16 protein-coding genes are annotated in these 23,921 nt (G+C 53.7%); 11 read left to right on the top strand and 5 right to left on the bottom strand.

Features of this window, described 5'->3' with window-relative positions:
- Positions 1-7: 7 nt before the first annotated feature.
- The 3 genes from VLX68_17035 to VLX68_17025 are packed head-to-tail and all read left to right on the top strand — an operon-like array spanning position 8 to position 7,600.
- Positions 8-3,673, top strand: a complete 3,666-nt coding sequence (locus VLX68_17035) for a hypothetical protein (protein HUI93951.1) — start codon at positions 8-10, stop codon at positions 3,671-3,673.
- The gene (locus VLX68_17030) at positions 3,670-6,990 is read left to right on the top strand and encodes a hypothetical protein (GenBank protein HUI93950.1); all 3,321 of its coding nucleotides are present in this window, start codon (positions 3,670-3,672) and stop codon (positions 6,988-6,990) included. The genes VLX68_17035 and VLX68_17030 overlap by 4 nt, the downstream gene beginning before the upstream one ends.
- Before the next feature lie 37 nt (positions 6,991-7,027).
- On the top strand, positions 7,028-7,600 hold the full coding sequence (locus tag VLX68_17025; protein HUI93949.1) for a hypothetical protein: 573 nt from the start codon (positions 7,028-7,030) through the stop codon (positions 7,598-7,600).
- Between the two features lie 50 nt (positions 7,601-7,650).
- Here the strand turns inward: VLX68_17025 and VLX68_17020 are convergent, their stop codons facing one another.
- The 4 genes from VLX68_17020 to VLX68_17005 all read right to left on the bottom strand — a co-directional run bounded on the left by VLX68_17020 (position 7,651) and on the right by VLX68_17005 (position 13,685).
- Positions 7,651-8,823, bottom strand: a complete 1,173-nt coding sequence (locus VLX68_17020) for a phosphoglycerate dehydrogenase (GenBank protein ID HUI93948.1) — start codon at positions 8,821-8,823, stop codon at positions 7,651-7,653.
- 96 nt (positions 8,824-8,919) lie between these two features.
- Positions 8,920-10,002 (bottom strand): 3-phosphoserine/phosphohydroxythreonine transaminase, encoded by a 1,083-nt coding sequence (gene serC, locus VLX68_17015; GenBank protein HUI93947.1) that lies wholly within the window; start codon positions 10,000-10,002, stop codon positions 8,920-8,922.
- A 32-nt stretch (positions 10,003-10,034) separates the two neighbouring features.
- Positions 10,035-10,685, bottom strand: coding sequence for a redox-sensing transcriptional repressor Rex (locus VLX68_17010; GenBank protein ID HUI93946.1), 651 nt, complete (start codon positions 10,683-10,685; stop codon positions 10,035-10,037).
- Positions 10,686-11,126: 441 nt separating this feature from the next.
- Entirely contained in the window at positions 11,127-13,685 is a 2,559-nt protein-coding gene (locus tag VLX68_17005; protein HUI93945.1) for a response regulator, read from the bottom strand.
- A 322-nt stretch (positions 13,686-14,007) separates the two neighbouring features.
- Between VLX68_17005 and VLX68_17000 the strand changes: the two genes are divergently transcribed.
- From VLX68_17000 to VLX68_16965, 8 genes are all read left to right on the top strand, one after another.
- Positions 14,008-15,279, top strand: a complete 1,272-nt coding sequence (locus VLX68_17000) for a phenylacetate--CoA ligase (protein ID HUI93944.1) — start codon at positions 14,008-14,010, stop codon at positions 15,277-15,279.
- Between the two features lie 17 nt (positions 15,280-15,296).
- Positions 15,297-15,728 (top strand): ACT domain-containing protein, encoded by a 432-nt coding sequence (locus VLX68_16995; GenBank protein HUI93943.1) that lies wholly within the window; start codon positions 15,297-15,299, stop codon positions 15,726-15,728.
- A 49-nt stretch (positions 15,729-15,777) separates the two neighbouring features.
- Positions 15,778-17,004, top strand: coding sequence for an ABC transporter substrate-binding protein (locus VLX68_16990; protein ID HUI93942.1), 1,227 nt, complete (start codon positions 15,778-15,780; stop codon positions 17,002-17,004).
- Between the two features lie 201 nt (positions 17,005-17,205).
- Positions 17,206-18,096: a branched-chain amino acid ABC transporter permease gene (locus VLX68_16985; GenBank protein HUI93941.1), complete on the top strand. Its 891-nt coding sequence runs from the start codon at positions 17,206-17,208 to the stop codon at positions 18,094-18,096.
- A gap of 2 nt (positions 18,097-18,098) precedes the next feature.
- Complete coding sequence (locus tag VLX68_16980) at positions 18,099-19,223, top strand: branched-chain amino acid ABC transporter permease (GenBank protein ID HUI93940.1); 1,125 nt, start codon at positions 18,099-18,101, stop codon at positions 19,221-19,223.
- A gap of 65 nt (positions 19,224-19,288) precedes the next feature.
- Positions 19,289-20,053, top strand: coding sequence for an ABC transporter ATP-binding protein (locus VLX68_16975; GenBank protein HUI93939.1), 765 nt, complete (start codon positions 19,289-19,291; stop codon positions 20,051-20,053).
- Entirely contained in the window at positions 20,046-20,780 is a 735-nt protein-coding gene (locus tag VLX68_16970; GenBank protein HUI93938.1) for an ABC transporter ATP-binding protein, read from the top strand. Before VLX68_16975 ends, VLX68_16970 begins: the two co-directional genes overlap by 8 nt.
- Before the next feature lie 28 nt (positions 20,781-20,808).
- Positions 20,809-22,119, top strand: coding sequence for a phenylacetate--CoA ligase (locus tag VLX68_16965; protein ID HUI93937.1), 1,311 nt, complete (start codon positions 20,809-20,811; stop codon positions 22,117-22,119).
- Between the two features lie 346 nt (positions 22,120-22,465).
- Here VLX68_16965 and VLX68_16960 read toward each other — a convergent pair whose 3' ends face one another.
- Complete coding sequence (locus VLX68_16960; protein ID HUI93936.1) at positions 22,466-23,851, bottom strand: hypothetical protein; 1,386 nt, start codon at positions 23,849-23,851, stop codon at positions 22,466-22,468.
- Between the last annotated feature and the right edge of the window lie 70 nt (positions 23,852-23,921).

Raw genomic sequence — 23,921 nt, 5'->3', positions numbered from 1 at the left:
AAAGGTTATGATTCATATCAACCGTCCAATCATTCCCGCCTTTTTGATCATCACTTCAATTTTTTTTCAGCAGAGTCCTGCCGCGACGGCGTTGTCAAAACTGCTCGGCTCCTCGTCGCAGAAGCGGCTTGTGGAAACCGCCGCCGACCATGCCGGCTCGCTGCTTTTCAAAAAGGCCGCCGGCGACACCGATGTCATCCACGTCATAGGGATACGGGTCGAATTCAAAAGCGACACGAACCCCCTTACCACCGGCAACGGCCTTTTCGGCATGCAGGGCGACGCGGCCGAACAGGGATACTACAATTCGGACACAGTGTACAAATTCGATGCGCTCGGCCACAAATTAGCTTACTTTAACGACCAGTTTGAATTTGTCAAACGGTATTTCTCAACCGTGTCGCGCGGAAAGCTGCGAATCGATTACACCGTGTATCCCACCAGCGACAATGTTCCGATGTATGCAGTGTCCAACCCCATGAGCGTATATTCGCCGGGTTACAAACCGCCTCAAGAGACCTATGACGACTATTACGAACGCAAAACCGTCGGCCTCATGAAATTCATTGTTGACGCGATAAAGAGCGCGGACAAAAATGACGGTCCCTTTGCCGGACTCAGCATGTCCAACGGGAACATCGTCGACTCGCTGGGACATAAAACCGTCTTCATGATCCTCCATGCCGGCTCCTCATTCCTCACCGACGGCGGCGCACAGGGCTCCATAGCCAGAAATTCCCCTTCGGACATGATTGACGTGTTCGTGTCGAACCAGTTTTTCCACTTTTTCAAGGACACCATCAAGCTCGACAGCGCGGGCGTAATGGTAAGCGGTGCCGGCGGCGCAGGTCTTCTCGTCGACGAAGTCATGATGTGTTCCGAAACGTCAAATCAGGACGGCCTCAACTTCGGCATCCACGGCATCATGGTGAACCAGATCGCGCGCCAGATCGGCATTCCCGACCTGTTTTCCACGTCGAGCGGCATGACGGCGGTGGGCAGTTTCTGCATCATGGACCCCTATGGCTATTCGGCGGCAAACGGGTTCATCCCTCCCTGGCCATCGGCCTGGGTGCGCGCCTACATGGGCTGGGATGCTCCCGTTCCCCTGCGTCAAGGCCAGGCGGGCAGCGCCCGCTGCAAGGCGGTAAGCGCCGCGCATCCCGGCGACACCACCATCCTTCTCGTTCCCATCAACGACCATGAATATTATCTTATTGAAAACCGCCAGCGCAATCTCTCCGGAGACACCACTGTTTTCAATTGGGACATCGGCAAGGGTCCGCCCGACACGGCGGTCATCGACCAGTACGAACCGGTGAACCTTCAGTCTCGCACCGTTGTCGACTCGGTTTCGAACGACGGCTCGCGCGTGATTCTTTCGGCGAAAAATTATGACGTCGGCATCCCGGCCTCGGGACTTTTGGTGTGGCACATCGATGAAAACATCATCCGCGACCGGCTGAAATACGACATGCTCAACGCGGATTCCAATTACAAAGCGGTGTGTCTCGAGGAGGCGGACGGCATCAACGACCTCGGTATCATGGGACGCGATATCTTCTACCAGCCCGTGTTCGATTTCGGCGGTGCGGAGGACGTGTTCCCCCATTTCACGAAAAAGACGAGCGACTCGACGTTTGTTTACAAAATGAACGAATGGACCAAACCGTCGACACATGCCAATGACGGCGGCCAGACGTTCCTCGCCATGCGGTTCGACACGCTCCCGGTATCGGGCGCGGCGCTCATTCGGCAGCGAAAGGAATTTTACCGGATCTACGACCATTGGGTGCGCGACTTTTCCGACAGCGCTTTCACCGTTTCGGTGAACTGGGACCTTCTCGTGCCCGGCTGGCCCAAGCACACGGTGCCCGAAAAACTGTTCGACCCCGCGGTGTTCGGAACAACTTCGAAGAAACTCGCTTTGGTTTCGCAGAGCGGCCGCCTCTACGTGTGGCCCGCCGGAAAAGGTAGGGTGATCCAGAACGGCGACAGCGCGGTCGTATCATATGTCAACGTACGCAACGTGTCCGGGAGCACGACGCCCGCAACGGCACCGGTCACCTCCGAAACCGTGCATTTCGACACGATTCCCGGCGCTTACACCTTTCCCACCGTGATAAACGGGAAGCTCATCGTGCCGTCGCGCCAAAAACGGTTCTACCTGGTGACCAGCGCCTCGGATTCGACCATCGCCATCGATTCCACGCCGCAGTTTCCATGGATGCCCAGCACCTATCTGTGCAAACTGCCGGGAAATTCCTGGGTCATGGGATGTTCGACCGGTGTCGTGCTCATCGGCGACACGGCCCAATATTCAGCGCCGAAAGATTCGATCCGGCTCGCGGGCGCCGTTCCGGTCAGCGCCGTTGCCGCTCTGCCGGGCTTTTCCGACAGCTTTGTGTGCATCCAAAACAACAGCATTCTTTCACTGCTGCGCATCGGGAGTCCGGCACCGGTGCTGTCCGCGCATGTCGACAGCGGGATTCCGCCCTATTCGCTGGTCACCGCGGATCTTAACAAAGACAACAAACCCGAAATAGTCGTGTGCGACAGCCGCAAGGGTCTGTGGGTTTATACCACCGACCTTGTGCCGGCGCCGGGCTGGTCGAACCTGCCGAACGATTGGGCGTCGGCGCTCGACACGTCACGCGCCCGAAGCATGCTTCCCATAAACCTTGCGCCGCCGTCAATCGCGGATGTCAATGGCGACGGTTATCCCGATATCATAGCGGGCGGCACCAGCGGCGTGTATGCCCTTAATTACAAAGGCGTGCCGCTCGCCGGATGGCCCGCCGTCCTTGACAACAGGTTCTGGCGCGGCAACATCGCCTGCTCTCCGGTCGTTACGCGATCGGCGGCCGCGACGCCCGGACCGCTCGTGATGTTCAACTCCGCGACCGGCGAGAACGACACCTGGGAAATCGATTCCATCATCCGCGTCGACCGGAGCACGGGAAAAGTCGTGTACCTGCGTCAGGACGGCTCCAAAGACAGCCTCGTGGGCGTTTCGGCCGGCTTCATTGACTCGGCGCTCGTGTTCGGCGATTCGCTGGTGCTTCCCATCGTGCTGCCGGGAGGCTATGTGGATGCTCTTGACAAAAACGGAAAAAGGCCCCTGAACACTATCGGCGCAAACCAGATACTCTCCTACTGGCCGCTCACCGTCGGCGGCCCCGGCGCCACTTCCCCGCTCCTCGACGACCTCGACAACGACGGCCTCATCAACCTCGTGTCGGTGGCGCGCAACGGATGGGTATACCGCTGGAAGCTCGGCAACGGCGTCATCGGCGACACCATTGTTTGGCAGCAGCTCGGCTACAATGGCTCCAGGCCTTTTGCCTATCTCGGCTCGTCGCCGCAGATCGGCCCGGCCGATAACAGGCCCATCGTCTTTTACTCATATCCCAACCCGACCAACGGCTCGAAATACGTGGTGTTCAAATACAAATTCTCTGCCCCGGCGCGGGACGTGCGCCTCGACATTTTCACCATCGGCGGGCTCCACGTGCTTTCCAAAACAGGAATTTCGGGGAGCTTTCCCGATTACAATGAACTGCCGCAGCTTTCGCTCGAAACCTTCGGGCCCGGCATTTACCGCTGCCGGCTCGAGGCGGTGGTGGGCGGCACCAAATATACCAACACCTGGAAAATGGCGGTTGTAAAGTGACCATCCATCAGGCCACGGGCACCCGCCCTCATAATTTTTCCGCCGCCATTATTTTCATTCTTCCGGTTTTAATGCTTTTTTACTCTCCGGCGTTACCCCAGGACATGCCGCCCAACGCGTGGAACGGCTTCGGCACCAAGGTTTTTACCATAGAAACCCAGCATGTCACCATTAACTATACCGACGGACTGGAGCAAGTCGCGCGCGAGGCGGGCGCAATTTTCGAAAACCTGTACACGATCTACGTAAAAACCTACGACATCGTGCTTCCAGCCAAAACCAAGGTGCTGCTGATCGACGGGGAGATGACCAACGGCCTTGCCGACCCCAATCATAATTTCATCATCCTCTGGCCGCATGACTTCGACATCAATCTGCGCGGTACGCACGACTGGCTCAAGGGCGTGATCGCCCATGAATTCGCGCATATCTTCTCCATTACCGCCGGGTTGAAGCTGCCGCCGTTCATTCCCGCCATTCAGATAGGGTATTTCAGCCACCCGAACGAACCCTACCGCACCGAGGCGCTCCACATTTTCCCCAGCGATATCCTGCCACCCTGGTTTACCGAAGGCATCGCGCAGTACGAGGACTCACGCCATGGGAGCGATTCGTGGGACTCGCACCGCGACATGATCCTGCGCACCCTGGTGGTGTCGGGAAAAATGCTTCCCGCCGCGCGCATGTTCGAATTCTCCGGCACCGGCGAGGACCTCGAAAAGACCTACAACCACGGTTTCTCTCTTGTCAAATACATCTCCGACACCTACGGTTACGGCAAGGTGGTCGCCCTGCTCAAGGAGTGCGCTCATTTCTTCCGACTCGACTTCAATGCGGCGGTAAAAAAGGTGCTCGGCATCACGGGCCAGCAGCTGTATGACGAATGGAAGCACTCACTCGAGATAAAATACAACGATCAGGTGAAAAAACTCGGGAAACAGGTGTACGGCAGGAAAATCAACAAGGACGGTTACGACAATTACTGGCCCAAGTTCTCGCCCGACGAAAAGAAGGTGTTCTTTATCTCGAACGGCAAGGCGGACTTCTCCTTTTTCTCCATGACGCTTTATTCGTACAGCCTGTTGGACACCGTCAAGGAAGATAAAAAGATAAAGGAGGAAAAAGGCGTCTCCGGGTTTTATTCCATTCACGCGCCGTCGGGTCTGATCGCCTACACGAGCATGAAATCCGAAAAGTCAACGCTGCCGTCCGACAAGGGTGGCGACCGCGCCTTTGATGTATTCATTGACACCTTGCCCGCCGAAAAAAAGAAGTTTAACCCGTTTAAGAAGAAAACCGAGCGCCAGGTGACAAAAAAACTGCACATTTTTTCGGCCGTTTTCTCACCGGGCGGCGACCGGCTGGCAGCCGCCGAACGCGTTGTTGACAAATTCTACCTCAGCATTACCGACACCGCGGGAAAGAACGGGACGATCGTGTACCCCGATACTGCTTCCAACAGTCCGAACCTGCCCATCAAATACATCTACAGTCTCGACTGGTCTGCCGACGGCAGGCACATCGCGGTCAGCTACATCGACACGGGGTTCCGCAGGATCGGCATCTACGACACGCTCACGCACCAGTTCGACCTCATGAAAAATTCCGGATACGACGACCGCGATCCCCGTTACAGCGCCGACGGAAAAACCCTCTACTTCTCGTCCGACCGCACCGGCATTTTCAACATCTACCGGTACAGCCTCGAAACGCATTCGCTGGAACGGCTCACCAACGTCTCCGGCGGCGCATTCGCACCAGATGTTTCAAAAAACCAGAAGAAGCTCGTGTGCGCCAACTACGACAAGGACGGCTACGGCATATTCCTCATCGATACGGTGACCGTTCTCTCTCAGGAGCAGGAAGACTCCCTGTTCGTGCCGCGCCAGCCAGCGCCCGCGCCGCCCGTGCCGCCGGTTGCCAGCCAGGCGCATCCTTACTCGTCATATTTCCCCACGATGTTCATGCTTGCCCCCACATTCATCATGGAACAGGCGATCCCCCAGATTTACGATGTGTTCAAGGGACGATCGGTGTTCAAGGCAGGGGCTGTGGGCTATCTTGAAGATCCGCTGGCGTCTGCGGACATGGGCACACAGATCGGCGGGTATCTTTTGCTCGAGCCAGACAAACTCAATCAGTTCATCAATTTGGACAAAGGCTTTTTCGGCAGGTCCATCAATTTCGACCTCGGCGCGTTCGGCAGCACGAAAACGCTTCCTGTTGAATTGTCCTTTGACTTTCTGAACCGCGCCATCACCGAAAGCGATTACTTTTACTGGGACAATGCGGGCACGGCCACACAACTTCCGCTCAACTATCAGATAACGCTGCGATATCTCGATTTCATGGCCTCGCATCCGCTTGCCGAAGGCATCAACTTTCACCTTATCGGAAGCTACAACTGGTACGAAGTGTACCTGCTGCTCGAAGACGCTTTTAAGGACATTTTCCCCGGTACCAAGGACTTCTTTTATGACGTTGCGCAGGGCTACCGGGCGGGAATTTATCTTTCGCTCCTTGCGCCGGAGTATGATCAGCGCATGGTCATTTCACCGCGCGGAATCGCCGCAAACCTTCATTACAATTTCTGGGGCCAGTACCTGCTCAACGAAAAAGGGGTGACGATCGAAAACAACATTCCCCGGGAAAACTACGACATGTTCAAATACCACGAATTGGGCGGCACGCTCAAATTCGGGATGACGTCGCCCTGGTACGAATACCACGACCTCTATGCCGATGTCAACGCGACCGTGGTGGTGCCGCACGAAAGAATCGCCAACGCATTGCTGGGCAGCCACGACCAGGAAAAAGAGCTCCCCTCATATTACAAGCCTGTGGAATGGCTCAGCGGATACGCCTATTTCTTCAAGGGAACGCTTAAAAAAAACGACGCCTCGGCCGATTCGATCATCTTCGACACCGTTCTTGTCACGGGCAACACCGTCGCCGCTGTCAACCTTTCGTACCGGTTTCCGCTCTGGCCAGGGACGCAGATCGGCAAACGGCTGTGGTTTTTCAACATCGACCAGCTCTATGGCGCGCTGAACTTCTGCGCGGGCGCGGGCTGGCACAGCACCTCCGATATTTTCCCGTTCCGCAAGGAAGACTGGCTTTCGTCCGCCGGCGCCGAGATCAGGCTCAAGGCTAAGTCATTCGGGTTTCCCCTCGCCCTCAGCTTGCGATACGACAACGGATTCAACAGGCCCTGGCCGCTCGGCGGCGACCACATCACCTTCTCCCTCGGCTTCGATTTTGACAACTGGGAGCTTATCGACGAGCCAAATTATCTCGCAAGTCTTGCCACCCGCTAGCCAGCACGGTATACTTTGTTACATCAAGGAGGGACCGATGCCGATCACCCCCGGCATGGATGAGGCTGCGGCGGTTACCCGTTTGCTGGACAAGGCGATCCGCGAGGCTGAAAAAGAACGCCTGGGGAAAATCCGCGGTCTGCGCATGCTCAAGGAAACCAAGGAAGAGCTTTCCAAAGTGTCCGGCATCAAGAACGAAGCCATTCTCCAGCGCCTGGTGGAATTGAAGGTAAGGCCGGAGGTACTCGTTCCCATCAAGGCGCTTCCGCTCGTGGAGGTCGCCTGGGCCGACGGAAACGTTGACGCGTTGGAAAAGAAAGCCGTGCTCAAGGCAGCCGACCGCATGGGATTTTCCGAGGGAAGCGCCGGTTATCTGCTGATCATGCAGTGGCTCGAACATCGGCCCACGCCCGACCACTTTGAGGCGTGGACGCACTATGTAAAGGGGCTTTGCGAACAGATGAGCAAGGAACAGAAAAAGGCGTTCAAGGAGGAGTTTGTCGGCAGCGCGCGCGCCGTTGCCCAGGCAAGCGGCGGTTTCCTCGGGATCAACAAGATTTCCGAAGAAGAACATGCGATGCTGAGAAAACTTGAAGCGGCGTTCTATTAATTACAAAAAAAAGCGGGGGCACGTGGCCCCCGCTCGCGCGATAAAAGTGACTATTTTTTTTCCAACACGCTTACCATTATTATTCCCTCTATCGCCTTCAGCTTTTTCAGCGCGCTTTCGCTTATCACGTTGTCAATATCGATGATGTTGTAGGCGAGGTCTCCTTTGCTTTTGTTAAGCATGTCGGCGATATTTATTTTCTCCGCGGCCAAGAGCGACGTGATCTGCCCCACCATGTTGGGCACGTTCCTGTTGCCCACCAGGATCCTTGTTTTGCCCGAGGGTTCCATCTCGCAGTCTGGGAAATTCACGGCGTTTTTTATGTTCCCGTATTCGAGGAAATTTTTCGTCTGATTGACGGCCATGATCGCGCAGTTGTCTTCCGCCTCGGGCGTGGACGCTCCCAGGTGCGGAATGGGAATAACGCCCTCCAGGGCAACCAGATCCTGGTCGGGAAAATCCGTGACGTACGCGGCGACCGTTCCTGCCTTCAACGCTTCCTTGAGGTCTTCGTTTTTCACCAGTCCGCCGCGCGCGAAATTGAGGATGCGCACGCCTTTTTTCATGAGCGCGAACTTTTCCTTGTTGAGCATTCCTTTGGTCTTGTCGTTGAGCGGGACATGCAGGGTAATGTAATCCGATTTCGCCACCAGGCCGTCAAGCGAAAGCGAGCGCTTGACGTTATGGGAGAGTTCCCAGGCGGCCTCCACCGAAATGATGGGATCATACCCCGTCACCTCCATGCCGAGCGACACCGCGTCGTTCGCCACCTTGACGCCGATGGCGCCGAGACCTATCACGCCGAGCCTTTTCCCCTTGATTTCGGGGCCCTCAAAATTGCTTTTTCCCTTTTCGATGAGCTTGGGCACCTCGTCCCCCTTGCCGGCGAGCCCCTTTGCCCAAATGATTCCGTCCACCAGCTTGCGCGAGCACAGCAGCAATCCCGCGATCACGAGTTCCTTGACGCTGTTGGCGTTTGCGCCGGGAGTGTTCATGACCACGATGCCCTTTTGGGAACATTTGTCGATGGGAATGTTGTTGACGCCGGCCCCGGCGCGCGCGATGGCCTTGATGCAGTCGGCCATCTGCATCTCATGCATGTCCGCGCTACGGACCAGCACGGCGTCGGGATTCATCAACTCCGAAGCGATTTCGTACTCTTCCCTTGGAAAAAGCTCGAGACCTTTCGGGGAGATTTTATTGAGCGTCTGAATCTTGAACATTGTCTGTTTCCTCCTTTAAGTTGTAAGCATAGCCATCGAGATCACGGAGAATAAGCGTTTTTTAATTTTTTTCCACTGTGTCCTCAATGTCCATTTTTATTTGTTGGCCGTTTCGAATTTTTTAAGAAAATCGACAAGCTTTTTAACGCCTTCAAATGGCATCGCGTTGTAAATACTGGCGCGCATTCCTCCAACGCTCCGGTGTCCCTTGAGCTGAACCAAGCCGTTCTGCTTTGCCTCCTTGAGGCAATTTTCGGTAAGCTCGTCGGTCGGAAGCGTAAAGGGAACGTTCATAATGGATCGGTCTTCCTTTGCCGCCGTTCCTTTGAAAAGGCTGGAATTGTCTATAAAATCGTACAACATCTTAGCCTTTTCTCTGTTAATTTTCTCTATCGCGGGGACGCCTCCCTTTTCGAGCATCCATTCGAACACCAGTTTTGCAATGTAAATGCCGTATGTGGGCGGCGTATTATACAAAGATTTTTCCTTGGCATGGGTGTCGTAATTAAACATGGTTGGGGTGATGTCGAGCGCCTTGCCAATCAAGTCTTCCCGGATGATGACTACGCATACGCCCGCAGGTCCGATGTTCTTCTGCGCGCCTGCATAAATCAGACCGAATTTCGTGACATCCATCGCCTCGGAGAGAATGTTCGAAGACATGTCCGCAACAAGGGGCACCGCGCCGGTATCTGGAAAAACGGAGTATTTCGTTCCCTCAATCGTGTTGTTGCTGGTGATGTGCACGTAACTCGCCTGCGGATCGAACTTGTCCTTGGCGACTTTGGGAATGTAGCTGAAATTCTTATCCTCAGACGTTGCCACGACATTTGCTTTCCCGTACCGTTTTGCCTCGGAAATCGCCTTTTTGGACCAGGTTCCGGTATTAAGGAAATCTGCTTTCCCGTTTTTTCCGAGCAGGTTGAGCGGCACCATGGCAAACTGGCTCGACGCACCGCCCTGTAGAAACAGCACCTTATAGTTTGGAGGAATGTTCATGAGCTTTCGTAGATGTTCCTCGGCTCCGTTGATGATTGCCTCAAAATCCTTTGACCGGTGGCTCATCTCCATCACCGACATCCCGGATCCGTTGCAATCGAGCATTTCGGCTGCAGCATTCTTGAGCACTGGCTCAGGAAGCACAGCAGGTCCAGCGGAAAAATTAAACACTCGTGCCATGTGACTCTCCTTTTTCTATAAGGTTTATATCCCTATCTCAACGCGTTTTCTTCAAAGGTAAGCAGTGTTGACAGGAGCATGCACTCGCCAAGAAGATCAATGTTCCTGATCATCACACTGTTTTTCACCTCTATCGCCACGGGCGAAAAATTTATTATCCCCTTGATGCCGCCTTCCATGAGCCGGTCAGCGGTTTCTTGAGCGGACCGTGCCGGCACCGCAATCACTCCGATCTCAATTTCCTTTCTTCGCACGATTTCCGCGATTTCATAGGCAGGGAACAATTCAAGCGCGGTATTTATCGTCTCAAGTTTATTTATATTAGAATCGAACCCCGCCACAACGATGAACCCGTTCCTAAGCAGATCGTCGTAATTCAGAATCGCCGTACCAAGCCGGCCAAGTCCCACAATGCAGGTTTTTCTCTTTTTCTCCAATTCCAGTTTTGTGCTGATGTGCCTCTTGAGTTTCTGAACCTCGTATCCGCCTCCGAAATTCCCCACTTCGCCAAGAAAGCTGACATCTTTGCGGATGCTATCCGGCTTGTATCCAAGAATTTTGCCGATCTCGGACGAAGACACGGAGGCAATCCCATCCTTTTCTAGTTGCTCAAGAAGACGGTATACAGTCAGAAGCCTGGAAAGCGAAGGCAAAGGAATATTGGGTTTTTTATTTTTTAACATCATCTACTACCGGTTAATTATTGTGATTAGTTTCACTTAAATATACAGTATTTTGGATTATATGTCAACTTATTTTTATTTTGTAAAACGGCTCATGATTTTAATTATACTAATTAATATTATAACTTATTATTAATTATGTTGTTACAAATTTTATATCCTGTTATAATTAGCAAATGATTATTTGGGAAAATTATCTCAATTAATATATCACCATACCTTTTATAGCATATCACCTCTTACCATTGGAAAAGCGGGATAATGCAGGCGCATATGTAAACGGCGTTTATTTTATCCGCATTTTGGCTGAGAAAAACCCTAGTGCGGCCAAGCGTATTGCATTGCAAAATGATTCTAAAAACAATCATTAAAAAAGGCATCTTTAGTGATGCCTTTTTAATTGACGAAGACCCGTGTGTGATCACATTAAAAGAAGGTATTTCATCCTGTCATTGCATCCTCAATGGCTTTTTGCAGTTGATCGAACATGAACGGTTTCTGAACAAATCCGCGTACACCTTTGTTGATGATCTTCTGTGCTTCACCTGCAAGGGAATAACCTGACGACAATAGAGAACGTATTGAAGGGTTTATTGCTTGCAGCGCGACAAACGTTTCCATTCCTCCCATTTCGGGCATTATCATGTCCATGATGACGAGGTCGATCGATTGCCACGATTTCTTGTAATGTTCCACGGCCTTTTTAGCACTATTGAATACACTCACCTCATGGCCGAGCGAAGCCAACATATCATGCGCCATTTCGCCTATCATCTTTTCGTCATCAATAAAAAGGATGCGCAACTTTTGGCCGGCAGTCCCCACAGAGGTTTTTTTCTCCTTTTCGCCCGCAGCCTCGACATCAAACGCGGGAAAATAGAGTTTGCAGGCGGTGCCGTAGCCAGGTTCGCTGTACACATTGATCCAGCCCCTGTGACTCTTGACAATGCCGTAAACCGCCGCTAGCCCCATGCCGGTGCCCTTTCCTATTTCCTTGGTGGTGAAGAACGGCTCAAAGATGTGTTTCTGCGTATCGGCGTCCATGCCCGATCCGGTGTCGGTGACGCTTACCAGGATATAGGTGCCTTCGTGAATTTCGAAATGTTTTGAGACGGCATAGGAACGGTCAATCTTCACCTTCTCGGTGGCAAACACCATGTCACCGCCATCTGGCATTGCGTCCCGTGCGTTGAGAGCAATGTTAAGCAGCGCGTTCTGGATCTGTGAAGGGTCGCACTGAACAACCATGGGGTGGACACCGAGACGCTGCTTTAAAATTATTTTTTTATCAATGGTATGTTTGAGTATCTCCACAACCTCGGCAATAATGGTCCTGAGGTCCGTTGCAACGGAAATAACATTCCCCTTTCGCGAAAATGCCAGAAGCTGTGCGGTAAGATCCGAGGAGCGCTTCGCGGTCAGCATTATTTTTTCGGCATATTTTAACATCTGCTGGTTTTCGCCCGCATTCTGTGAAAGGAGCTGGGCAAACCCGGCAATGGCGGTAAGCTGATTGTTGAAATCGTGGGCAATACCGCCTGCCAACTGGCCAATTGCGTCCATTTTGTGGGCCTGTCGGAGTTGTTGCTCCAGCTTCCGCATATCGGTAATGTCACGTGCGCTCGACAATGCACCGGTTACCCTGCCATCAAGGTCTTTAAGGGAGCGGCACCACCAGGCAAGCAGACGCTTTTCGCCGTCTTTGCGGCGTTGCATGCTCTCAACGTAAATCAATTCATCGCTTCCCGAAAATAGGGGCTCTGTTTTTATATAGGTCTCCTGTTCACCTTCAAAAAAGGCATCTGCACCCTTCCCTACGACATCGCGGCCGAAAAAATCTATGCCAGCCTTATTGGCCCATTTATACACCTTGTTGTTGTCCGTTTCCATAATAATGTCAGGGACCGCGGACAGGATTGCATCGTTGCGCACCGATAGCTTTCGCAATTCGTCTATCGCAATCATTCTCGCAATTGCGTTGCCAAGGCTTGCAGAAATCGACTCGAGAAGTCTTTGTGTCTCGAGCGGGAATTCATCACTGCTATGCGAGGCAAGATTGAGCACCGCAATAACCTTGGCTTCGTTCAGAATAGGCAAAACCGCCATGCCCTTCAGTCCCTCGCTGTACTTTGCATCCGGATGAATAAGCCCGGTCTCTTGGCATCTCTGGAACACCGGTGCGCCTTTCATGACAAGTGTTGTATAAAAGGAATCTGGAGCACAGCGGGAAACGTCCCGGGCAAATTCAGCGGTCAAGCCCCGGCAAACTGCAAGATCAAGGGCCCCGGTCTTTTTATCAACCAAATATACCCAACCGGAATCAATTTCTTTAATCACGAGAACGGCGTCGAGCATCCGGTCCAAAGCCGGGGCAAGGTGTTCTTCAGATCCAAGGATAACGCCGATGTCACTCTGGATTTTAAACATTGAACGGCTGCGTTCGAGTTTGTTCTGGGTGACAAAACGCACCCATTCGAAAAACGATGAAAACAGTGCGATGCAAAAGAAAATGATAGGAAACCGGATTTTAAAATCGGTTGGAAAATGTTGGGGTGCCATCACAAACATATATCCACACTCGGCAAGAAAAAAGATCGTAGTAGCGACTGCCGCGTTGCGTATGCCAAGCATAAAAAAGAACAGGAGGGGTACGGAAAACGACCACATGGCACGGAAGTTGTCAATGGCGAAATCAATAAAAAATTGAATGCAGATCATGCAAAGAAAAACGTTCGATGCAAAAGCGGTTTTACCGGTCATGCGGAGATGAATAAATCCTGCAACAATACATGCCAGGACCAGTAGGTTTCTAACCGCGTTAAACCCATCGCCCCGGATTAAATCGATGAGTGAAAACACCGAAAGCATTATGATTGCGAAATAAGCCAGGGTAATAAGTAACGGGACTCTCCGATTATACTCCGTGTCGTCCTCATGCATCTTTTCGGAGAGTTTGGTCCCGTAGTAAATTGCGTTGAATAGAGATGTTTTTGCTGTCATGTTCCATATCCCGGAAACGGGCGGGAAACCGAGGAATTGAGTGTCAAAAAAACCGTCAATTCAAATGATACCAAGCCAAGCTCTCAATGTCAAGCGGTAAGTCTCCATCCTATTGGCTTTTAAATTCCCGCGCAGTGAAAAACACTGATTTTTTCATGCTGTCGATGTGCAAAGCGTCCTGGGGCCTATTCCATTTGCAAACCCCATAATACCATATATTATGTTATTATCTTCGAGCGTTATTACGTTTTTCCCATATTCTTTTCAATCCTAATTATTTATTGGGGGCTTGCCAATGATTTGGAACCGAGAATGCGAATGCATGAGCAGAAAAAAGCTCGCGTTGCTCCAGACGCGTCGCTTGCAGAACCTGGTAAGGATGGTGTACAACAACAACGATTATTTCAGAAAAAAAATGGACGCCGCAGGGGTCAAGCCTTCGGACATCAAACATATATCCGACATCGTGAAACTGCCGTTCATGACAAAAACCGAGATGCGGGACGTATATCCGTACGGGCTCCTTTCCTGCGATGTAAACTCCATTGTAGAAATTCATACGTCATCGGGAACCACCGGCAAACCGGTGGTGGACGCTTATACAAAAAAAGATATTGAGATTTGGTCGGAAGTAATGGCCAGAACTCTTGCCATGGGTGACACAACGGCAAAAGACCGAGTTCAGGATGCCTACGGATACGGCCTTTTCACCGGCGGTCTTGGCGTTCACTACGGAGCAAGGAAGATCGGCGCAATGATCATACCGATTTCGGGCGGCAATACCAAACGCCAACTCCAGATCATGAAGGATTTCGGCACAACCGTCCTTGCCTGCACCCCGTCCTACGCCCTGTACCTTGCCGAGGCTGGAGCCGAGGAAGGCATCGATTTCTCAAAGCTGCCGCTTAAATCCGGATGCTTTGGCGCTGAGCCGTGGAGCGAGAACATGCGAAAGGAAATTCAGGAAAAACTCCACCTGAAAGCAATCGACATTTATGGGCTTACCGAGATCATCGGCCCTGGCGTGGCATCGGAATGCGAGCGCCAGAACCTTCTCCACGTTTTCGAGGACCATTTTTACCCCGAAATCATCAATCCGGAAACGGGCGAGCTCCTGCCCGACGGCGAAAAGGGCGAATTGGTTTTTACCACGCTCACGAAAGAAGGCTCGCCGGTGGTAAGGTACCGCACACGGGACATCACCTATCTTGACCGAAGCAAATGCGGCTGCGGCCGCACGTCGGTGCGCATGCACCGCATCCTCGGCCGCACCGACGACATGCTCATCATCCGCGGGGTCAATGTGTTTCCTACGCAGATCGAAGAGGTGCTTCTGAAGATGGAAGGCGTCGCCCCCCATTACCAGCTTGTCGTGGAGCGGCGCGATAACCTCGATTACCTCGAAGTGCAAGTTGAATTGGGCGAAGCCGGTTTTTCCGATGAAATCAAGAACCTCGAAGCGAGGGAAAAACAGATTGAAAAAGAACTGCATGAGGCACTGCTCATCAACACCAAGGTGAAACTCGTGGAACCCAAGACTATTGCGCGCAGCGAAGGCAAAGCAAAGAGAATCATCGACAAACGGGTCATTTAAGAAAAAGGAGAAAATCCATGAATATCCAGCAGATCTCAGTTTTTCTCGAAAACAAACCGGGCAGGCTTGCGCATGTGGCACAAGTGCTCAAGGAAAACAAGATCAACATAAGAGCGCTTACCATTGCCGACACCTCGGATTTCGGCATCCTGCGCATGATCGTGTCCAAACCCGAGGCGGCTAACGAAATGCTCAAGAACGCCGGGTTCACGGTGAAAATCAACACCGTGATCGCAGTGGAGATAGACGACCGTGAAGGCATTTTCTACGACATCATGAACCTGTGCGACAAGAACGGCCTTAACATCGAATACACCTATTCGTTTGTCGAACAGTATTCCAACAAGGCGATCCTGTTCCTGCGTTTTGAAAACGGCGACAAGGCAATCGAGGTGTTCAAGAAAAACGGGTACAAGCTGATGACCGATGAGGAAGTCCGTAAGATTTGAAATAATCGCAAATAGCCCTTTTAAACCAAACCCTTTAAGGAGGCATTGTATGACCAGACGTTCGTGGATTGCGGCTGTTGCCGCACTCGTTGTCGTGATGTGCAGCTTTTCATTTGCCTTGGAAAAGCCTGCGGATAAGTCCGCAAAGGACACGAAAGCTTCCCCCGCCGCGGCTCCTGCGGCCGCTCCCGCAAAGGCCGCCGAACCCATTAAAATCGGCGCCATATTTGCAATAACCGGGCCCGCTGCCAATCTCGGCGCACCGGAAGAAAAGACCGCCCAGTTGGTCGTCGACGACATCAACGCGAAAGGCGGCGTTAAAGGGCAGAAATTGGTCCTCGTCATAAAGGACTCTCAGGGCAAGCCAGAAAACGCAGTCTCCTTTGCCAAGCAGCTGATCGAGGAGGAAAAAGTGTTCGCCATCATCGGTCCGTCCACCTCGGGCGAGACCATGCAGATCAAGTCCATCTGCGACAGCAACAAGACCATCCTCATTTCCTGCGCCGCGGCGGAAGCCATTGTCAAACCGCAGGCCAAATACGTGTTCAAGACGCCGCAGAAAGACAGCGATGCGGCGCGCAAGATCTTCATGGCGCTCAACAAGCTCAAGATCGACAAGATCGCCGTGACCTCGAGCAACACCGGCTTCGGCAAGCTCGGCAAGGAACAGTTGGAGAAAATCGCCCCCGATTACAAAATCACCATCGTCGCCAACGAAGTCTATGACAAAGACGCCACCGACCTTACCAGCGTGCTCACCAAGGTCAAGGCGGCAAACCCCGGCGCGGTTGTCAACTGGTCCATCGAACCCGCGCAGGCGCTCCTCGCCAAGAATATGAAACAGCTCGGCTTCAAGGTCCCGCTGTTCCAAAGCCATGGGTTCGGCAACATCAAGTACGTGCAGACCGCGGGCGAAGCGGCCGAAGGCATCATTTTCCCTGCCGGACGCCTTCTTGTCGCCGCCGTTCTTCTCAAGGATCATCCGCAAAAAGCGCTGCTCGAGAAATACAAGGCCGATTACGAAGCCAAATACAAGGAAGACGTGAGCACGTTCGGCGGGCACGCCTACGACGCCCTCACGATTCTTGCCAAGGCCATCGAAGTCGCGGGCGGCCCCGACAGGGAGAAAGTCGTCGCGGCAATCGAGGGCCTCAAGGGATTCGTGGGAACAGCGGGCATTTTCAATTTCTCGGCGACTGACCACAACGGTCTTGACATCAACGCGTTTGAGATGCTGACCGTCAAGGGCGGGAAGTTTGCTCTGTACTCGAATTAATTTTCTTTGATTTGGAGAAAATCCGCTTATTTCATTGCTGGTTTGAATTTCTTTTCAGCTCTTACAATACATTTCGGGCCACCCTCCTCCCTGCAAGGGTGAGGGTGGCCTGTTTTATATTTATAGATGTCGGATCGATTGCTTGGGTTATGTATCATCAAGGTAAGTCCTAACGTTTAACCGGACCAATTCTCAACGAAAATGTCCTTCTCACTAATTCTTCAATATTTTCTTTCCGGCATTACCAGCGGCAGCATCTACGCCATCGTGGCCATCGGGTTCAACATCATTTACAATACGACCGGCATCATCAATTTTGCTCAGGGCGAATTCGTCATGCTCGGCGCAATGACCGCCATCTCGCTCTCCCCTTTCATGCCGTTGCCGCTCGCGATCGCCTGCGCAGTCGGGATCACCGCCGCAATAGGCGCGCTGGTCGAGCTGCTTTTCATCCGCTGGCTCAAAAGCCCTTCCGTGCTGCGCATGATCATCATCACCATCGGCCTCTCGATACTGCTCAGGGAAGCGGCGCTCCATGTCTGGGACGAAAAAGTTCGGGCGTTGAAATTCTTCACCGGCAATGAGTGTTCTTCGATTGCAATTTTCGGCGCCTACATCTCACCGCAGGTGCTGTGGGTGCTCGGCACGTGCGCGGCCATGGTGATTCTGCTTTCTTTATTTTTCAGATACACCCTTACCGGCAGATCCATGCGTGCCTGCTCGGCCAACCGCACCGCAGCGGTACTGTGCGGCATCAGCGTGAAGAACATGGTGACCTTTTCCTTTATGTTAAGCGCGGCGATCGGTGCACTTGCCGGGTGCGTGATTTCGCCGCTCACCCAGACCCAGTACGAGTGCGGCACGCCCCTCGCCATCAAGGGCTTTACCGTCGCCATTCTGGGCGGGCTGGGCAACAGCACCGCCGCCGTCGCCTCAGGCCTGCTGCTGGGAATCATCGAAGCCTTCAGCATCAGCGTGCTGCCGGTCGCGTACAAAGATGTCATAGCCATAACGATACTGCTGGCGATTCTCTTTTTTAAACCGGCCGGTCTTTTCGGCAGCAAAGAAGCCGGGGCGCTCAAGGAATTCTAGCCATGGCAAACCTCAAGCGATACCTTCCGCTCCTTATCATCGCTGCGCTCGTGGCCGGCATACAGCTGTTGGTAACGCTCACCGGACACAAATTCTATCTCACCCAGCTCACCATGTCGGCGTATTATACGATCGTCGTGATCGGTTTGTGCATGCTCATGGGATATGCCGGCCAGATTTCGCTCGGGCATGCGGGATTCTTCGCCATCGGCGGGTACGTTTCCGCGGCGCTTACCACCGCCGACTTTTATCCCTTGACAAAAGGCGCGATCGGCCGCCTGATGGTGCACATCGGGTGGATCAGCGTGGGAAAAGACGTGTACGGCGCGGACATCGGCCATCTCACTCCATGGCTGGCATTTTTCGCAGCCATCATCGCCACCGTCATTATAGCTTACCTTATCGGAATTCCGGTTTTGCGGCTCAAGGGACATTATCTTGCCATGGCGACGCTGGGATTCGGCTCCATCATCTACAAAATCGTTCTCGGCACCAAGGTGTTCGGATGCGCTGACGGCATAGCGAACGTTCCGGCGTTCGGACTCACACATGGGCTCAACGTGAGCGGCAACATGGGTGCCCGCATCTCCAATTATTACATCGCGTGGTTCCTCGTGCTTCTCGCCGCACTGCTCATGCACAACCTGGTTCATTCGCGGGCGGGCCGCGCCCTTCGTTCGATCCACGGCAACGAGGAAGCTGCGGCAGCCATGGGTGTCGACGTTGCCCGTTACAAGCTCACCCTGTTCGTCATAAGCGCCGTGTTCGCATCGGTCGCCGGGATTTTCCTCACCCATTACAACGGCGGCATCGGCCCTTCCGAGGCGTCGATCATGAAATCGGTGCGATACGTGGCGATCGTGGCCGTGGGCGGCATGTCGAACCTGTGGGGCGCCATCCTCGCGAGCGTGACGCTCAACTTTCTTTCGCTGCGGGGATACTTCGGTTCATTCGACGAGGCGGTGTTCGGCGGAATACTTGTCCTGGTGATGCTGTTTGCGCCGAACGGAATTTTGGTGAAGACCGGAGTGTTTAAAAATATCGGTTCTGTTATAAGAAAAATCCACCGCGGAGACACGGAGAGCACGGAGAAAAGTAAAACTGGATTCCCGCTTTCGCGGAAATGACCATAAACTCATGATACGGTTTTTGCTCTGCCTCTTCGTTTCTTTGTCACTTTGTAATTTCATATATGGCACTACTTGAAATAAAAAACCTCAGCAAACACTTCGGCGGGCTCCACGCCGTCAATGATGTCACCTTTTCAGTTGAAAAGGGGATGATAAAGGGACTCATCGGTCCCAACGGCGCGGGGAAAACCACGCTGTTCAACCTTATTTCAGGTTCCCTCAAGGCGGATTCCGGCGCTGTTTTCTTTAACGGAAAACCGATCCATGGACTCGCGCCGCATAAAATCGCATCACACGGCGTGATACGCACGTTTCAGAACATCAAGCTTTTTGCGAAAATGACCGTGCTCGAGAACGTCATGATCGGAAGGCACATCAGGAGCAGGTGTGGGATAATGAGCGGCATTTTGAACCTCCCCCGCTCGTGGAAGGAAGAAAGGCTCATACGCGAACGCTCGCTCGCCATGCTCGACCTGCTCGGCGTGTCGCACCTTGCGCACACCGACGCGATGAGCCTCGCGTTCGGCCAGCAGCGCCACGTCGAGCTTGCGCGCGCCCTTGCGGGCGAACCGGTGCTGCTGCTCCTTGACGAACCGGCAGCCGGGCTTAACATGCAGGAAACCGAGAGGCTCGGCCAAACGATTCGGAAAATACGGGACACCGGCGTCACCATCCTTCTGGTCGAGCATGACATGTCGCTGGTGATGAACGTTTCGGACGGGATAAGCGCGCTTTCGTTCGGACAGATGATCGCCGAGGGAAAACCGCGCGACATCCAGAAAAACAAGGAAGTCATCAGGGTCTATCTGGGGGAAGAGCATGCTTAAGGTGCGGAGTCTCGAATCGGGCTACAACAAGCTGCGTGTGCTCAAGAGCGTTTCGCTCCATGTCAATCCCGGCGAGATCGTCGGCATCATCGGCGCGAACGGCGCCGGAAAAACCACACTGCTCAACACGATCGCTGGCGTGATCAAGCCTTGGTCGGGCGAAATATTGTTTAACGGCGCCCCCCTTTCCGGCATCACGGCGCACAAGGTGGTCGGCAGGGGTTGCGTGCTCGTTCCCGAGGGAAGACTGCTCTTCGCGCCCATGACCGTTGAGGAAAACCTTGTCCTTGGCGCCTACACGCAGTTCCAGAAACGCGCGGGCGCCGAGGTAAAAACCCAGCTCGGCCTCGTGTTCGAGTTGTTTCCGATTCTCAAGCAGCGTAGCGGCCAGCTCGCCGGAACGCTTTCCGGCGGCGAGCAGCAGATGCTCGCCATCGGCCGCGCACTAATGGCGAAGCCGGCGTTTATAATGCTCGACGAACCGTCAATGGGACTCGCGCCTTTGGTAGTGAAGGAGATCCTGGCCACGATAAGCAGGTTGCGCGACGGCGGCAGTACGATCCTCGTGGTTGAGCAGAATTCGAAAGCAGTGCTCGGCATTGCCGACCGCGGGTATGTGATGGAAACAGGCTCCATTGTGCTTGAAGGGACCGCGCGGGAGCTGCTTAACAATACGGAAGTGCAGCGGGCATATCTGGGGAAGGATTATCAGAAGATTAATGAGTGAACAGATCAATAAAAGGAGGCCGCCTCTTATGACCGACAGCCAGAAATTCGAAACCATGTCCCGCGACGACCTGGCGCAGCTGCAGATCGAGCGCCTGCAGACCACGCTTAACAGGGTCTATCGCAACGTCGCGTTCTACAGGCACGCCCTTGACGCAAAGAGCATCGTCATCGAGAACATCAGGTCGATCAAGGATATAGAAAACCTCCCCTTTACAACTAAGGAAGACCTGCGCAACAGCTATCCCTACGACATGTTCGCGCTGCCCCTGCGTGACATCGTGCGCATTCACGCGAGTTCCGGCACCACGGGCAAGCCCATCGTGGTGGGTTATTCTAAAAACGACATCATGCACTGGTCCGACCTCGTGGCGCGCCAGCTTTCTTGGGCCGGCATCACGGAGCACGACGTGGTGCAGATCGCGTTTTCATACAGCCTCTTCACCGGCGGGCTCGGTTTCCATTTCGGCGCTGAGAAAATCGGGGCGTCGGTGATCCCCGCGTCGACGCACGGCAACATGCGCGACCAAGTGACCATCATGAAGGACTTTAAAACCTCCGCGCTCATCTGCGCGCCGTCTACCGCCCTCTCCCTTGCGCGGACCATGGAATCGATGGACGTCGGTCCGGACCAGATGCAACTAAAACGCGGCATTTTCGGGTCCGAGCCGTGGAGCGAAAACGTGCGCAAGGAAATCGAGGAGATCTTCAAAATCACGGCGTACGACAGTTACGGCATGAGCGAAATCATGGGACCGGGCGTTTCCGGCGAATGTGAAAAAAGAGACGGCCTCCATGTGAGCGAAGACCATTTCATCGTTGAGGTCATCGATCCGGCCACGTTGCAGCCGGTTGCGGACGGCCAGGAAGGGGAGCTGGTGTTCACCACCATCACCAAGGAGGCGTTCCCGGTCATCCGGTACCGCACCGGAGACCGCGCGAGCCTTATGCCGGGTCCCTGCGCCTGCGGCCGCACGTTCGCGCGCATGACCCGGGTGAAGGGCCGCACCGATGACATGATCGTGCTCCGGGGCGCCAAGCTCTTCCCCGCCCAGGTCTTCGAGACCGTGCTCGGCGTTGAAGGCATTGTTCCCCAGTGCAAGATCGTTCTTGACAGAAAAGACGACGCAGACGTCATGGAGATCTGCGTCGCCGTGGCATCGGGCAGCGATTACCTCGACGAGATCAAGGCGCTGGAACATTTGCGCAAAACAATTGCCCAGCGGATCAAAACAGTCCTCGGGGTTACCGCAAACGTCTCGTTTATGGAAGAAAGTTCGCTGCAGGCGGAATCCCGGGGAAAGAAACAGCCGGTGGTGGAAGATAAGAGAAAATTGTAGACGAGTTGACGGGGTAAACGAGTTGATGAATTGATAGATGTGCCATTGCGAGCCCCTCGGCAAATCTCGGGACAAACTCCACGAAGCAATCTCTTTGAGCTCACCTGAGCGCATCCAAAAATAACCAACGCCGCTCCCGCGCATGCGGGAGTCCAGTCAACAAATCATCCGGGTTTCCGCTTTCACTGGGCCAACAAATCCGCTGAATGTCATTTGTTAACCTACTGATTATTTATTTCTTGGCGCTCTTTGCGTGCCTTGCGAGAGGCAATAACGGATATAAAAAAAGGAGAGGGAACCCACTGTTCCCTCCCCTTCCAAAACACAGTTCCTCAAGCAAACCGATTTAGAACACTCCCGTGAAAATCAGCTCGGGCCGCGTGGTTTCCTTGAAATCATACTTCACGTGCGGCGCGGCCATGAAGAACCGCACCCGTGGCATAAGGATGAAGTTCTTGGTGAGCGCCCAGCCGTACTTGACGTCCACGAAGGGATACCAGTCGTTGACGGTGGTGTCGCAGGAGTTCTGCTCGTTGCTGAGGTTGAAATCCAGATCAAGCTTGCCGGGCCCGAGTGCGATGGTCGTACCGACGTTCAGGTTGGTGCCCCACCTGTCGAATCCTACATTGTCAAGCTTGCTGTTTATCGTATCGGTCTTTGAGACCGTCGGATCGGGGATTACGTCGTACATCATGTTGTAAGTGCCGTCGGCGTTTTTATACGAATTCAAGTTGGAATTGCGCGCATATCCGAAGCCTCCCCGCAAAACGATGTCGGGATTGACCTTGTAGCCGAGATCAAAGCCGGCACCGAATTCCAGGTCGCTTTTGCCGGTGGACCTGTTGTAGCTGCGGTTGGGAACGATGAACGCCTGCGGCGTCAGGTTCAATCCGGCAACGGTCATTGGAACCTCAAGCAGGAATTCCACGGCAATGGGATTGAGCTTCATCGTGTCGATTCCGGCGAGGATCTGCCGCTGTTCGAGCACCGCCGACATCAGGTCCACGCCGATGTTGAAATCTTCGGCCTTCTCACCCTTGAGAATGGGCGCTCCGAGCCGCAATCCCGTTTGGCTGAAATTTGTGACCACGCCCCATGGCAGGTGGGCCGCCATTTTATAGGTCCTGTTCAGAAGAATCGAAACGCCGAGAAGATCCATCAGCGGCGTGCCCCTTACCGGAATGATACCGGCCTGGAGGTGCAGGTAACCGGGATCCCACTGTGCATAGGCAAGGCAGAACCAGGGAGTGAGCGGGTTTCTTTTCTGATAGTAATTGCCGGGTATCCCGTAAGCTTCTTCGGTGGCATACCAGTCATTGCCCAGTTCGAACTGTATCAGCGTCTGGTCGTTCGGCTTCACTTTCAGGCCAAGTTTATAGGCGATCTGGTACGAAAAGGTTGCTTTTTCTTCTCTGTCCTTTGTTGTCAACCAGTTGGTGATTATTTCTTCCCGCAATCGCAGCATTGCCATGCCGTACCACGTGAGCTGGATGCCCGACGGTGCCGCAGGTTTCGGCGCAACGACCGGGGCCGGGGCAGGAGTTTCAACAACGGGTGCAGGAGCCGGGGCCGGTTCCGCTGCGGGAGCAGGAGCCTCGGCTGCAGGAGCCCGCGCGGCCTTTTCGACAGCCGGAGCTGGTGCCGCGGCCGGGGCCTTTGCCGACGTGGAATCGGCGGCCAGGACAACGCCGCACAGAAACAGGACACACATCAATGAACTCAAGATACGCATGCAACCTCCCTCATGGTAAAATGGTGATGGTGAAGCTTTCAAATGAGAATTGACATTCTTTTTCGTTATG

Source organism: Chitinivibrionales bacterium (assembly GCA_035516255.1).
Lineage (GTDB): Bacteria > Fibrobacterota > Chitinivibrionia > Chitinivibrionales > FEN-1185 > FEN-1185.
Note: the sequence above shows the minus strand (reverse complement) of the source record. Positions and strands in the feature narration are given on the sequence as shown.

Bases quoted from the DNA above. Each gene is read 5' to 3' on its own strand.
- VLX68_16995 (HUI93943.1), top strand. From the start codon at position 15,297: ATGAATATCCAGCAGATCTCAGTTTTTCTCGAAAACAAACCGGGCAGG.
- VLX68_16970 (HUI93938.1), top strand. From the start codon at position 20,046: ATGCTTAAGGTGCGGAGTCTCGAATCGGGCTACAACAAGCTGCGTGTG.
- VLX68_17035 (HUI93951.1), top strand. From the start codon at position 8: ATGATTCATATCAACCGTCCAATCATTCCCGCCTTTTTGATCATCACT.
- VLX68_17005 (HUI93945.1), bottom strand. From the start codon at position 13,685: ATGACAGCAAAAACATCTCTATTCAACGCAATTTACTACGGGACCAAA.
- serC (HUI93947.1), bottom strand. From the start codon at position 10,002: ATGGCACGAGTGTTTAATTTTTCCGCTGGACCTGCTGTGCTTCCTGAG.
- VLX68_17000 (HUI93944.1), top strand. From the start codon at position 14,008: ATGAGCAGAAAAAAGCTCGCGTTGCTCCAGACGCGTCGCTTGCAGAAC.
- VLX68_17010 (HUI93946.1), bottom strand. From the start codon at position 10,685: ATGTTAAAAAATAAAAAACCCAATATTCCTTTGCCTTCGCTTTCCAGG.
- VLX68_17020 (HUI93948.1), bottom strand. From the start codon at position 8,823: ATGTTCAAGATTCAGACGCTCAATAAAATCTCCCCGAAAGGTCTCGAG.
- VLX68_17025 (HUI93949.1), top strand. From the start codon at position 7,028: ATGCCGATCACCCCCGGCATGGATGAGGCTGCGGCGGTTACCCGTTTG.
- VLX68_16960 (HUI93936.1), bottom strand. From the start codon at position 23,851: ATGCGTATCTTGAGTTCATTGATGTGTGTCCTGTTTCTGTGCGGCGTT.
- VLX68_16980 (HUI93940.1), top strand. From the start codon at position 18,099: ATGGCAAACCTCAAGCGATACCTTCCGCTCCTTATCATCGCTGCGCTC.
- VLX68_16985 (HUI93941.1), top strand. From the start codon at position 17,206: ATGTCCTTCTCACTAATTCTTCAATATTTTCTTTCCGGCATTACCAGC.
- VLX68_16990 (HUI93942.1), top strand. From the start codon at position 15,778: ATGACCAGACGTTCGTGGATTGCGGCTGTTGCCGCACTCGTTGTCGTG.
- VLX68_16965 (HUI93937.1), top strand. From the start codon at position 20,809: ATGACCGACAGCCAGAAATTCGAAACCATGTCCCGCGACGACCTGGCG.
- VLX68_16975 (HUI93939.1), top strand. From the start codon at position 19,289: ATGGCACTACTTGAAATAAAAAACCTCAGCAAACACTTCGGCGGGCTC.